This window comes from Halorussus salilacus, from assembly GCF_024138125.1.
Classification (GTDB): Archaea; Halobacteriota; Halobacteria; order Halobacteriales; family Haladaptataceae; genus Halorussus; species Halorussus salilacus.
Map to the genome: position 1 here is coordinate 103364 of NZ_CP099994.1, position 12343 is coordinate 115706.

At 67.7% G+C, this 12343-nt stretch carries 14 protein-coding genes; 4 read left to right on the forward strand and 10 right to left on the reverse strand.

Annotated elements, in window-relative coordinates; translation table 11 throughout:
* Positions 1-16 precede the first annotated feature (16 nt).
* Complete coding sequence (locus NGM10_RS16115; RefSeq protein WP_253484535.1) at positions 17-1687, forward strand: gamma-glutamyltransferase family protein; 1671 nt, start codon at positions 17-19, stop codon at positions 1685-1687.
* A 36-nt stretch (positions 1688-1723) separates the two neighbouring features.
* Here NGM10_RS16115 and NGM10_RS16120 read toward each other — a convergent pair whose 3' ends face one another.
* The 4 genes from NGM10_RS16120 to NGM10_RS16135 all read right to left on the reverse strand — a co-directional run bounded on the left by NGM10_RS16120 (position 1724) and on the right by NGM10_RS16135 (position 4372).
* Positions 1724-2011: a hypothetical protein gene (locus NGM10_RS16120; RefSeq protein ID WP_253484537.1), complete on the reverse strand. Its 288-nt coding sequence runs from the start codon at positions 2009-2011 to the stop codon at positions 1724-1726.
* A gap of 40 nt (positions 2012-2051) precedes the next feature.
* Positions 2052-2429 (reverse strand): DUF7344 domain-containing protein, encoded by a 378-nt coding sequence (locus NGM10_RS16125; protein ID WP_253484539.1) that lies wholly within the window; start codon positions 2427-2429, stop codon positions 2052-2054.
* A 141-nt stretch (positions 2430-2570) separates the two neighbouring features.
* A complete protein-coding gene (sufB, locus tag NGM10_RS16130; protein WP_253484541.1) occupies positions 2571-3998 on the reverse strand; it encodes a Fe-S cluster assembly protein SufB in 1428 nt (475 codons plus the stop codon).
* A gap of 119 nt (positions 3999-4117) precedes the next feature.
* Positions 4118-4372 (reverse strand): Sec-independent protein translocase subunit TatA/TatB, encoded by a 255-nt coding sequence (locus NGM10_RS16135; protein ID WP_253484543.1) that lies wholly within the window; start codon positions 4370-4372, stop codon positions 4118-4120.
* Between the two features lie 200 nt (positions 4373-4572).
* Between NGM10_RS16135 and NGM10_RS16140 the strand changes: the two genes are divergently transcribed.
* Positions 4573-4989 (forward strand): DUF7988 family protein, encoded by a 417-nt coding sequence (locus NGM10_RS16140; protein WP_253484546.1) that lies wholly within the window; start codon positions 4573-4575, stop codon positions 4987-4989.
* Positions 4990-5099: 110 nt separating this feature from the next.
* Positions 5100-6821: a cbb3-type cytochrome c oxidase subunit I gene (locus tag NGM10_RS16145; RefSeq protein ID WP_253484549.1), complete on the forward strand. Its 1722-nt coding sequence runs from the start codon at positions 5100-5102 to the stop codon at positions 6819-6821.
* Here NGM10_RS16145 and NGM10_RS16150 read toward each other — a convergent pair.
* From NGM10_RS16150 to NGM10_RS16160, 3 genes are all read right to left on the reverse strand, one after another.
* Entirely contained in the window at positions 6818-7261 is a 444-nt protein-coding gene (locus NGM10_RS16150) for a DUF6789 family protein (protein ID WP_253484552.1), read from the reverse strand. The genes NGM10_RS16145 and NGM10_RS16150 overlap by 4 nt on opposite strands.
* Positions 7262-7393: 132 nt before the next feature.
* Positions 7394-7675: a WNWW family protein gene (locus NGM10_RS16155; RefSeq protein WP_253484555.1), complete on the reverse strand. Its 282-nt coding sequence runs from the start codon at positions 7673-7675 to the stop codon at positions 7394-7396.
* Positions 7676-7744: 69 nt separating this feature from the next.
* Positions 7745-8707 carry a transcription initiation factor IIB gene (locus NGM10_RS16160; protein ID WP_253484558.1) on the reverse strand — a complete coding sequence of 321 codons (963 nt, stop codon included), beginning with the start codon at positions 8705-8707 and terminating at the stop codon, positions 7745-7747.
* Positions 8708-8847: 140 nt separating this feature from the next.
* Between NGM10_RS16160 and NGM10_RS16165 the strand changes: the two genes are divergently transcribed.
* Positions 8848-9135 (forward strand): hypothetical protein, encoded by a 288-nt coding sequence (locus NGM10_RS16165; RefSeq protein WP_253484560.1) that lies wholly within the window; start codon positions 8848-8850, stop codon positions 9133-9135.
* A 15-nt stretch (positions 9136-9150) separates the two neighbouring features.
* Here NGM10_RS16165 and NGM10_RS16170 read toward each other — a convergent pair whose 3' ends face one another.
* The 3 genes from NGM10_RS16170 to pdhA all read right to left on the reverse strand — a co-directional run bounded on the left by NGM10_RS16170 (position 9151) and on the right by pdhA (position 12337).
* A complete protein-coding gene (locus NGM10_RS16170) occupies positions 9151-10200 on the reverse strand; it encodes an NAD(P)-dependent alcohol dehydrogenase (RefSeq protein WP_253484562.1) in 1050 nt (349 codons plus the stop codon).
* Positions 10201-10269: 69 nt separating this feature from the next.
* On the reverse strand, positions 10270-11238 hold the full coding sequence (locus tag NGM10_RS16175; protein ID WP_253484565.1) for an alpha-ketoacid dehydrogenase subunit beta: 969 nt from the start codon (positions 11236-11238) through the stop codon (positions 10270-10272).
* Positions 11228-12337: a pyruvate dehydrogenase (acetyl-transferring) E1 component subunit alpha gene (gene pdhA / locus NGM10_RS16180; RefSeq protein WP_253484568.1), complete on the reverse strand. Its 1110-nt coding sequence runs from the start codon at positions 12335-12337 to the stop codon at positions 11228-11230. Before pdhA ends, NGM10_RS16175 begins: the two co-directional genes overlap by 11 nt.
* Positions 12338-12343: the final 6 nt, after the last annotated feature.

Genomic DNA, 12343 nt, shown 5'->3' on the forward strand with positions numbered 1-12343 from the left:
CACGCAACTCCCGTTCATGCCAGACCCGGACCTCGACAGATTCACGTCCCGACGCTCCACGACGTACGCCCCGAACGGCGTGGTCGCCACGAGCCAGCCGCTCGCCGCGGAGGCGGGCGTCCAGACGCTGCGCGAGGGCGGCAACGCCTTCGACGCGGCGGTCGCCACGGCGGCGGCGCTGAACGTGGTCGAACCCACCAGCACGGGCCTCGGCGGCGACGTGTTCGCGCTCTACCGGACCGCCGACGGCGAGGTGGGCGCGATGCGGTCGTGCGGTGGCGCGCCCGCCGACGCCACCATCGAGAACGTCCGCGCGGCCCTGGCGGAGAAGGACGACATCTCCGAGTACTACCCCGACGACGGCGGCTACGCGGTCGACGACACCGAGGACGCCGGGATGCCGTTCTACGGCCCGCACGCGGTCACGGTCCCGGGAACGGCCCGCGGGTGGGAGGCCACCGTCGAGGAACTCGGTCGGCTCTCGCTCGCCGACGTTCTGGCACCCGCCATCGAGTACGCCACCGGCGGCTATCCCGTCTCGGAGGTCATCGCCTCCTACTGGTCGGGCGCAGAGGACCTGTTCACCGACGAGAACGCCCGCGAGGCGTATCTGCAGGACGGGTCGGCCCCGGAAGTCGGAGAGATGGCGACCCTCCCGCGACTCGGCGAGTCGATGCGCAAGATCGCCGAGCGGGGTGCCGACGTGGTGTACGAGGGCGAGATCGCCGAACAGATAGCGGGAGAAGTCCAGAAACACGGCGGCTTCATGACCGTCGAGGACCTCGCCGATTTCGAGCCCGAATTCATCGACCCCGTCTCGACGACGTACAACGGCGCGCAGATTTACGAGCTCCCGCCGAACAATCAGGGGCTCATCGCGCTCGAAACCCTCAACATCGCCGAGGAACTCGGCGCGGGCGAGTACCCCCTCGACTCGCCCGAGCGCGTCCACTACTTCGCGGAGGCCACGAAGCGGGCGTTCCACGACGGCCACCGACACATCACCGACCCCGAGTACGAGGAGATTCCGCCGCTCAATTCGAAGGACTACGCCGCCGAGCGCGCCGACGAGGTCGGCGAGACAGCCAGCGACGTGTCGTTCGGCGTGCCGAACGCGAACGCCGAGGACGCCGACACCGTCCTGCTCACGGCGGCCGACGACGAGGGCAACGTCGTCTCGTACATCAACTCCCGGTTCGCCGGGTTCGGGTCGGGACTCGTCGCGGGCGACACGGGCATCGCGCTCCAGAACCGCGGGGCCTCCTTCTCGCTCGACCCCGAGCATCCCAACAGCCTCGAACCCGGCAAGCGACCGTTCCACACCCTCATCCCGGCGGTCGCGAAGTTCGGCGAGGACGACTGGGCGGCGTTCGGCGTGATGGGCGGCTACATGCAACCCCAGGGCCACGTCCAAGTCATCTCGAATATCGTCGATTACGACATGCCCCTGCAGGCCGCGCTCGATTACCCGCGCTGGCGCTACCGCGAGGACGGGTCGCTCGCGGTCGAGGGGCGGATGGACGGCACCCTCCAGACGAAGCTCGCACGGATGGGCCACGACGTGCGCGTGCTTCCCCCCGTCTCGTTCGGCGGTGCGCAGGTGACGCGACTCGAAGAGACCGACGACGGCGACGTGCTCTCGGGCGCGACCGAGCCCCGGAAGGACGGCACCGCGTCGGGATACTGAGCGCTCTCGACCCACTCGTTCGCGTCTCCTTCCGGGCTACTCGTTCGCGCCCTCGCCCTCTTGGTCGCGAACTTCCCCGCCTTCCTCACCTTCCCCGCCTACCCCGCCTTCGCTGTTCGCGGTGTCACCGTCCGGCGATTCCGCGGAGCCCCGCTCCGCGGAATCGCCGTCGATGGGTATCTCGGTCGGCTCGCGCCCCTCCGTCCACGGCTCGGACTCCCCGGTGCGCCAAGCGCCGAGGGCGTAGCCGACCGCGAACGTCAACGCGAGCGCGAGGAGTCTGCCGAGCGTCGAGTCCCCGCCGGTTCGGGTCTGTCGGGCCATGTGAGCACCGACGGGCGAGAGCGACTTTGCGGTTGCGGCGTCACCCCTCGTGGCGGCGCACCTTGTCGAGAAAGCCTTCGAGGGGTTCCCGAATCGTGACCTCGGTCACCTTCCCCTCGTCGGTGTCGTACGCGATGATTCCGGCCTCCTCCAGCTTCGGGAGGTGGTTGTGGTGCAACGCGGTGGCTATCTGGGTCCGCTTTATCATCGAGACGTTGTCGGGCGGTTGCTGGAACTCCCGGCCCGCGACCTCGTCGGTGAGTCGCTCGATGGGGACCGGCATCGGTTGACCGTCGAGACACGCGATGGCGTGTCGTCGGTATCGCTCGCTGAGAAGCGCCAGAACCTCGTCAACTCCGATTGCCGACCCGCCGCGGTCGTCTTCGTCGTCGCCGCCCGCGGCGGAATCGCCTGCCATATTTATCGGGACTGGCTTCTCCCCTAAACGATTGTCGCATTCCGACGCCCGCCCCGGATATAAACACCGCTCGTCGTAAGGGTCGGCGCGCGGGGAGAGAAACGGGCGGGGTTGCCTGGGGAGCGAGTGAACCGGCGGGAGCTATCCGAGACTCCCCTCCATTTCGAGTTCGATGAGTCGGTTCATCTCGACGGCGTACTCGATGGGCAGTTCCTCGGTCAGCGGTTCGATGAACCCGGAAACGATCATCTGCTTGGCGTCGTCGTCGTCGAGTCCCCGCGACTGGAGGTAGAAGACGTCCTCGTCGCCGATTTTGCCGACCGTCGCCTCGTGGGCGACGTCGACCTTGTTCTCGTCGATCTCCATGTACGGCATCGTGTCCGACGTGCTCTCGTTGTCGAACATCAGCGCGTCACACTCGACGCTCGTACTCGAATGCTCTGCGCCGTCGCTGATGTGGACGAGCCCGCGGTAGTTCGTGCGCCCGCCGTCCTTCGAAATCGACTTCGACTCGATGGTGGACTTCGTGCGCGGGGCGTTGTGGTAGACCTTCGCGCCGGTGTCGATGTCTTGGCCCTCACCCGCGAACGCGATACTGATGTGGTTCGCAGAGGCCCCTCGGCCCTTCAGAATCGAACACGGGTACAGCATGGTGGCCTTCGAGCCCATGCTTCCGGAGACCCACTCCATGCGCCCGCCAGCCTCGACCAGCGCGCGCTTGGTGTTGAGGTTGAACGTGTTCTTCGACCAGTTCTGCACCGTCGAGTACTGGACGTGGGCGTCTTCTTTCACGAAGACTTCCACACCGCCGGAGTGGAGGTTGTGCGTGCCGTATTTGGGCGCGCTACACCCCTCGATGTAGTGGACTTCGCTCCCGGGTTCGGCGATGATGAGGGTGTGCTCGAACTGGCCCATCCCTTCCGAGTTCATCCGGAAGTACGCCTGCACGGGCATCTCGACCGTCACGTCCTCGGGGACGTAGACGAACGAGCCGCCACTCCACACCGCGCCGTGGAGCGCGGCGAACTTGTTGTCGCTCGGCGGGACGCAGGAGGTCATGAAGTGCTCTTTGACGAGGTCGGGATGCTCTTGGACGGCCTCGTCCATGTTCATGAAGACGACGCCCTTCTGTTCCCACTGCTCCTGCATGTTCTGGTAGACGACCTCCGACTCGTACTGCGCGCCGACGCCCGACAGCGCCTTGCGCTCGGCCTCCGGAATCCCCAGTTTCTCGAAGGTGTCCTGGATGTCCTCGGGCAGGTCGTCCCAGCTGTCTGCGCCCGCGCGCTTGTCGACGTCGGGCCGGATGTACGGGACGATCTCACCGACGTCGAGTTCCGAGAGGTCGGGCTGGCCCGGCCAGTCGGTCGGCATCGGCATGTTCTGGTAGTGTTCGAGCGCGCGCAGACGCCGGTCGAGCATCCACTCGGGCTCGTCCTTGTCCTCGCTGATGAGTCGGACAACCTCCTCGGTCAGCCCCTTCTCGGACCTGACCGCCGAGCGCTCTTCTTTCTTGAACGCGAAGCGCTCCTCCGTGTTTGTCTCCTGAAGCTCCTCGTCTGTGCTCATGTGCCCTAGTTCGGTACCGAAGCCTCTTAACTTCGGTGTCGAAGGAGGGTCTGAAGAAACCGAAAGTGGTTACGGAGGTCGCGAGAAGGGACCGAGAGAACCGCGAGAAATGGACCGCGTTACGCGTCGGCGTCGACGTTGGTCTCGGTCTCGACGCCGGTGTCGGCGTCGGCCTCGATCTCGGGGTCCTGCATCTCGTTGAGCTCCTCCTCGATCTCTTGGCGGCCCTTCTTGAACTCGCCCATGGCCTCGCCGGTCGAGCGGGCGAGCTTGGGAATCTTGTTCGCGCCGAACAGCAGGACGGCGATGAGGAGTATCACCATCATCTCCATCCCGCCCGGGATTGGTCCGAACAGTGGGATCATCTCTACCATCTCTACCTCATCGTTTGGCCCCTCACTTGTAGGCTTTTCCCCCGAGGATTCGAACCGGCTATCGGCCGCCGTCAGCCGTCTCTGCGGCTCTGGGTGGATTTCGGCGCGGTACGCAAAACGCCGAACCGCCGCCGACCGGCGGGGCGGTCCCGAATCGAAGTCCGGACGGGATTTATACGCTGGCGGCCGAACCGACTCGCGTGACCGACCCCGCGACCCGCGCCGAGGAGTACGTCCTCGACGCCCACACCGAGACGGTCGAGACCGTCCTGCGATGCGCCGACGCCGTGGCGGCCGACTGGGACGGCCCCGCGACCGCGCGCCGCGCGGTCGCGGGGCCGCTCCGCCGGGAACTCGAATCGGCGGGAGCGTGGACGCGTCTCCCGGAAGTCCTCGCGGGCGCGGTCGAGGCGGCCGGGTTCTCGCTCCCGGCGGCCCCGGTCGCGGCCCCGCCCTACGTCGCGGTCACGAGTCGCGGGCCGGTCCTTCGCGCGACGGTCTCGGCGGGGCGGCTGGTCGTCCTCCTGCGAGCGTTCGAGGTCGAGCGCGCCGATTCGGTCCGGTACGTCCGCGGGCCGGAGACCCCCCGAGAAGCGGTGTGCGCGACGCTGGAGTAGGAGTGGCGAATCGGCCGAGCGGCGATACGCGCTTTCGAGCGAGAGCGGCGATAAGGGTTTTCGTGCAGTCCGATGTAGGGCACTGGCGGGGGAACCCTCGGGGGGTACACATGTTAACTGCTCTCACGATACTGCTCTGCGTCGGACTGGTGGGCATCGGGGCGTTCCGCTTTCGGGACCGGCTTCCCGATCTGCCCGACGTCGTCGACCTGTACGTCGGACTCCCCGACGAACTCCGGAACAAGCCGCCGGGCGTGACCCGGTGGCTCACCACGGTCGACCACAAGGACATCGGCGTCCTGTACATCGTCTTCGGCGCTGGCGCGGGGCTGTGGGGTGCCATCGACGCCGTGATGCTCCGGACGGAACTGCTCACGCCCGGGGTCAACGTCGTGAGCGCGGGGATGTACAACGCCCTGTTCACGATGCACGGGCTGACGATGCTGTTCCTGTTCGTCACGCCCGTCCTGTTCGGGCTGGCGAACTACCTCCTGCCGGTGCTCATCGGAGCCGACGACATGGCGTTCCCGCGCATCAACGCCATCGCGTTCTGGCTGCTCCCGCCCGCGTTGGTCCTCATCCGGTTCGGACTGTTCTCGGACCTGCTCGGCATCGGGCTCCTCGCGCCGCCCGAGACCGGGTGGACGATGTACGTCCCGATGACCGCAGAGATGGCGAACCCACAGATAGACGTGCTGTTGCTCGGTCTCCACCTCTCGGGAGTCTCCACCACGCTCGGCGCGATAAACTTCATCGTGACCATCTTCACCGAGCGCGCCGACGACGTGGGCTGGGAGGAACTCGACATCTTCTCGTGGACGATGCTGACGACCGCTGGCATCGTCCTGTTCGCGTTCCCTCTGCTCGGGAGCGCCCTCATCATGCTCCTGCTCGACCGCAACTTCGGAACCACCTTCTTCGCGGTCGAGGGCGGCGGGCCGATGCTCTGGCAACACCTGTTCTGGTTCTTCGGCCACCCCGAGGTCTACATTCTCGTGTTGCCGCCGCTGGGCCTGCTGAGCTTCATCATCCCGAAGTTCTCCGGCCGGAAGCTGTTCGGGTTCAAGTTCGTGGTGTACTCGACGCTCGCCATCGGCGTCCTGAGCTTCGGCGTCTGGGCTCACCACATGTTCTCCACGGGCATGGACCCCCGCATCCGGGGGTCGTTCATGGCGGTCTCGATAGCCATCGCGGTCCCCTCGGCGGTCAAGACGTTCAACTGGATCACCACCATGTACAACGGCCGGATACGGCTCGCGACCCCGATGCTGTTCTGCGTCGGTTCCATCGCCAACTTCATCGTCGGCGGGGTCACCGGGGTCTTCCTCGCGTCGGTTCCAGTCGACCTCGTGCTCCACGACACCTACTACGTGGTCGGCCACTTCCACCTCATCCTCGCGGGTACCATCCTGTTCGCGATGTTCGCGGCGAACTACTACTGGTACCCGCTCATCACCGGCCGGATGTTCGACCGCCGCCTCGCGAAGGTCCACTTCTGGGGGACGTTCGCCACCGTCATGCCCCTGTTCTTCGTTCTGCTGGTGATCGGGATGGACGGGCTTCCCCGGCGGCTGGCGGGCTTCCCGGCGGAGTTCGCGCTGGCCCAGCAGGTCGCGACGGTGCTGGCGTACGTCCTCATGGCGTTCCAGCTGGTGTGGCTCTGGAACATGCTCCACACCTACCGCACGGGCGAGACGCTCGACGACCCCGACCCGTGGAACCTCAAGGAGACCGGCTTCTTCACCCGCGAGTGGCGGTGGTTCGAGGCGCGGTTCGAGCGCGAACGCGGGCGCGTCCGTTCGGACTCGCGCGACCCCGGAGACGACGACTAGACGCTCGCGCCCGCTTCGCGCCCGACATCCACGTCGTCCAACTGCGCGTACACCGCGCCCATGATGTAGCCGTACGCGAGATGCGCGAGGAGCGTGAGCGCCAGATACGGAACGACGAGCGGGAAATCGACGCCCGGCGACCCGGTGAGCGCGAACGCGACCCAGAGGACGGCCGCGAACAGCAGGCCCCGGACCGCCGGGTCGGGACCGCCCGGGAGGTAGTCCTCGACAGCGACGAACACCAGCGGCCACGCGAACACGCCCGCGAGAACGAAGAGGGCGAACCCGAGCGCGAGGCGCTCGGGCGTGCCGACGAACGACGCGATGGCCTCGAAGATGCCGATGCGGTAGCCCGTCTCCACGTCGGTCACGACGAGACCCAGCGTCAGCACCGCGGTTCCGGCGACCCCGCCAGCCACCGCCCGAATCGCCTTGTTCATACGTGAATTGCCGGGTTCGTCCCCAAGAAAGTTTCCGCCACCGAGGCTCGCTGGGCCGGTAGGGCCCCCGGAGGAAGTCGGCCAGTCAGACCGCCGCTGGGTCGACGGGACGGTCCGACTGACGGCGGGCCGTCAGTCGGACCGCCCCGCCCACCGCACCACCCGAAAGCGGTCGTAGCCGCCGTACGCGAGTTCGAGCGCGCCGACCCACCAGTTCCACTTCTCGGGGAGCGAGAGGTCGGGCGGGGCGTCGTGGAGGTTGTCGACGACCACGTCGGCGGTCAGCTCTCGGCCCATGTCGGCCCCGAACTGCCCGGAGTCGGCGAGGTCGCGGGCCTGGCGCACGACTACTCGTCTGGCACCCGCGTTGCCGTCGAACTCCTCGGCGAGCTGTCGTTCGAATCGCTGATCCATTTCGGTCTCCGTCCTCCGAGTCTCCATGCTCCGGATTCTCCCTTCGGTCGCGAACGAGGCTACGGCCGCTCAGTTATAAAGTCCGATGGCCTTGATCTGCTCCTGATACCGGTTGCGGATGGTGACCTCGGTCACCTGCGCGACGTCGGCGACCTCGCGCTGGGTCTTCTTCTCGTTGCAGAGCAGCGAGGCGGCGTAGATGGCGGCGGCGGCGTAGCCGGTCGGCGACTTGCCCGAGAGCAGGCCCTTCTCGGCGGTCACGTCGATTATCTCGTTCGCCTTCGACTGGACCTCCTCGCTGAGTTCGAGCTCCGAGGAGAACCGCGGGACGTACTTCTTCGGGTCGACGGGCTCCATCCCGAGTCCGAGCTCCTGAGAGATGTAGCGATAGGTCCGTCCGATCTCCTTGCGCTCGACACGCGAGACCTCCGCGACCTCCTCCAACGAGCGCGGGATGCCCTCCTTGCGGCAGGCCGCGTAGAGCGCGGAGGTGGCGACGCCCTCGATGGAGCGTCCCCGGATGAGGTCCTCCTTGAGCGCGCGCCGGTAGATGACCGACGCGACCTCCTGTACGGAGCGCGGGACCCCCAGCGCCGAGGCCATCCGGTTGAGTTCGCTCAGCGCGAACTGGAGGTTGCGCTCGCCCGCGTCCTTGGTTCGGATGCGCTCTTGCCACTTGCGCAGGCGGTGCATCTGACTGCGCTTCTCCGAGGAGAGCGACCGACCGTAGGCGTCCTTGTCCTTCCAGTCGATGGTGGTCGTCAGCCCCTTGTCGTGCATCGTGTTGGTGGTCGGCGCGCCGACCCGGCTCTTCTTCTGTCGCTCGGAGTGGTTGAACGCGCGCCACTCGGGCCCGCGGTCGACGTTGCGCTCCTCGACGACCAGCCCGCAGTCTTCACAGATCAGCTCGCTTCCGCCAGCGTCGGCGACGAGGGACTTCGACTCGCACTCGGGACACGTAGTCTCGCTGTCGGTCTCTTCTCGCTCCTCGGTCGTCGCCTCAGCCTCGCGCTGGCGGATGGGGCCGGTCATGGGTCTGTGGTAGGTAAGGTGGTGTCACAGATAAACCCTCCGCGGAGTCTCCGACCGTCACCGACACCTGCGCTCGAACCGGAAGGCGAAAGCCGCGCTCGGACCGGGAATTTATTACTCGCCTCGTCGGCGTCATCGACATGGCATCGACGAGACCCACCGTCTACACGGTCGACGAGTACGACCCCCTCGAATTCGACGCGGTCCTCGTGCGCGAGAACGCGGTCGTCTGCGTCGACGGAACCGACGAGGTTCGGATGGTCCCGATGGACAAGGTCAACCACGTCGACGGCGACCCGGACGAGATGCTGATAGAGCGCGAACTCCCCGACACCTTCTACGGCGGCGGCGAGTACGGGTTCGTGAACGTCGAGGAGTACCCCGAACTCCGCCAACACCTCGAAGAACTGGCGGCCGAGGAGTACTGACACGACGGCCGCGGTTCAGAACGACACCAGCGGCTTGATGACGCCGTCCTCCTTCGACGCCATCAGTTCGAACGCCTCGTCCACGTCGGCGAAGTCGAACTCGTGGGTCGTCATGGGCGTCGGGTCCACCCGGCCGGTGTCGAGCAGTCGAAGGAGCCGCCGGAGTCGCAGGCGGCCGCCGGGACACAGGTCGGTCACGATGTCCTTCTCGGCCATGCCGACGCCCCACGCCTCGCGGGGAATCCCGACGGTCTCGCCCTCGCCGTAGTAGCCGACGTTCGAGATGGTCCCGCCGGGTTTCGTGACCGCGACGCAGTCGGCGAGGGTCTCCTCGCGCCCGAGCGCCTCGATGGCGGCGTCGACGCCCTCGCCGTCGGTGAGTTCGGTGATCCGCTCGACCGGGTCGTGTTCGGTGAAATCGACCACCTCGTCGGCCCCGTACTCGCGGGCGAGGTCCTGGCGCTCGGGGACGCTCTCGACCGCGAAGATTCGGCCCGCGCCCCGGAGGCTCGCGCCCTTGGTCGCCATCAGTCCGACCGGTCCCTGCGCGAAGACCGCGACGGTCCCGCCCACCGGAATCGCGGCGTTCTCGGCGGCCGCGAACCCGGTGCTCATCATGTCGCAGACGTAGACCGCCTCCTCGTCGGCGACGCCCTCCGGAATCGCCGCGAGGTTGGCGTCGGCCTCGTTGACGTGGGCGTACTCCGCGAATATCCCGTCCTTCTCGTTGGCGAACTTCCACCCGCCGAGCGGCCCGCCCGACTGGGAGGGGTGGCCGTCCTGAGCGGCCGCCGACCCCCACTCGGGGGTGATCGCTCCGACCGCGACCCGGTCGCCTTCCGCGAACTCCTCGACCGCCTCGCCGACCGCCTCGACGATTCCGACGGCCTCGTGGCCGAGCGTGAGGTTCTCGCGGTCGCCGATGGCTCCGTGGACGGTGTGTACGTCGGAGGTGCAGACGAGTCCCTTCGTCGGCCGGAGTATCGCGTCGTTCGGCCCCGGTTCAGGTCGCTCCTTCTCGACGATGTCGGTCTCTCCGATTCCGTTCATCACGAATGCTTGCATTCTGGATTCCTCCGGATTGGACACGACGCGGATGTGCATAGCTCTCCCGGCGGACCGCGAGCGGGCGGCCTACGCAGACAGCGCGCGCTCGATGCCCCGGCGGATGCGGTCGGCGTCCGGCCGATAGGCGTCCTCGCGGGCGAACAGCGGGAAGGGAACGTCGTAGCCGGTCACGCGCTCGACCGGCGCTTCGAGGTGGTAGAGCGCGTCGTCGTTGATGCGCGCGAGTATCTCGGCCGCGAAGCCGCCGGTCCGGGGTGCCTCGTGGACCACGACGCAGCGGCCGGTCTTGCGTACCGAGTCGAGGACCGCCTCGGTGTCCATCGGCGAGACGGTCCGGAGGTCGACGACCTCGACGCTCGCGTCGAGGTCGTCGACCGCGTCGAGCGTCTCGGGCACCATGCCGCCCCACGCGACCGCGGTCGCGTCCTCGCCCTCGGCGACGACCGCGGCCTCACCGAGCGGGACGACGTGGTCGCCCTCGGGGACCGACTCGCGGGTGGCGCGGTAGAGGCGAGTCGGTTCGAGGAAGACAACAGGGTCGGGGTCGCGAATCGACGCGGCGAGCAGGCCCTTTCCGTCGGCGGGGTTCGACGGCACCGCGACCTTCAGGCCGGGGACGTGGGCCCACCCCGCCTCGAAGCTCTCCGAGTGGAGTTCGAGCGCCCGGATACCGCCGCCGTAGGGCATCCGGATGGTCAGCTGGCAGTTCAGGGTCCCGCGGGTCCGAGCCCGCATCCGGGCGGCGTGCTGCTGTATCTGGTGGAACGCCTGATACGCGAAGCTCGCGAACTGTATCTCGGCCACCGGCTTCAGGCCGTAGGCCGCGAGGCCGACGCCCATCCCGACGATCCCGGCCTCCGCGACCGGCGTGTCGTACACCCTGTCGGGGTACGTCTCGGCGAGTTCCCGCGTCGCCCGGAACACCCCGCCGTTGACGCCCACGTCCTCGCCGTACACCACGACCGAGTCGTCGCGGGCCAGCTCCTCGTCGAGCGCCTGCCGAATCGCCTCCACGAGCCTGAGTTCATTCGTCACGCTCGGACCCCTCCGTTCGCTCTCGGTCGTACTGCCCGGTTCGCCCTCGTTCGAACTCCGCGCGCTGCTCGCGGAGCGCGGGCGGAATCTCCGCGAATACGTGGTCGAACATCTCGGCGGGGTCGACGCCCTCCCGGCCCGCTCGGGCGCGCTCTATCTCGTCGGCCAGTTCCTCCTCGATTCGATTCTCGACGGCGTCGATCTCCGCCTCGTCCAGCACGTCCTCGCCGAGGAGGTATCGCTCGAACCGGTCGATGGGGTCGCGGGCGGCCCACTCCGCTTCTTCCTCCTCGGTCCGATAGACGGTGGGGTCGTCGCTGGTGGTGTGCATCGACCGCCGGTAGGTCAGCGCCTCGACGAGCACGGGGTCGCCCCCGCGGGCCGACTCCAGCGCGTGGCGGACGACCGCGTGGACCCCCAGCACGTCGTTGCCGTCGACCTGTATCCCCTCGATTCCAGCCGCGACCGCCTTCTGGGCCAGCGTCTCGGCGCGGGTCTGGACGCCCCGGGGCGTCGAGATAGCGTACTGGTTGTTCTGACAGAGGAAGACGACGTGGGAGTCGAACACCCCCGCCATGTTCATCGCCTCGTACACGTCGCCCTGACTGGTCGCGCCGTCGCCGAAGTACGAGAGGGTCGCCTCGGCGGCACCCGTCATCTCCTGACCCCACCCCACGCCAGCGGCGTGGAGCGGCTGGGACCCCACCGGAATCGACGGCGGGAAGTTCCCGCCCGAGACCTCCGCGCCCTCCTCCATCCCGAGCGCGTACCACAGCAGACGGTGGACCGGCGTGCCGCGCGCGAGGTAGGCCCCGCCCTCGCGGAACGACGGCACCATCCACCCGCCCTCCGCGAGCGCGAGCGCGGAGCCGATCTGGGCGGCCTCCTGTCCGATTCCGGGCGCGTAGGTGCCGAGTTCGCCCCGGCGTTGCAACGCCACCGCGCGCTCGTCGACCCGCCGCGAGAGCTTCATCAGCCGGTACATCTCGCGCAGGGTCTCCTCGTCGAGGTCCGGCGCTTCCGACTCGTCGAGGTCCCCGTCCTCGTCGAGGGCCTGCACGTACTGTATCGAGAACTCCGCTACTTGCTCGCGAACCACGCAGGC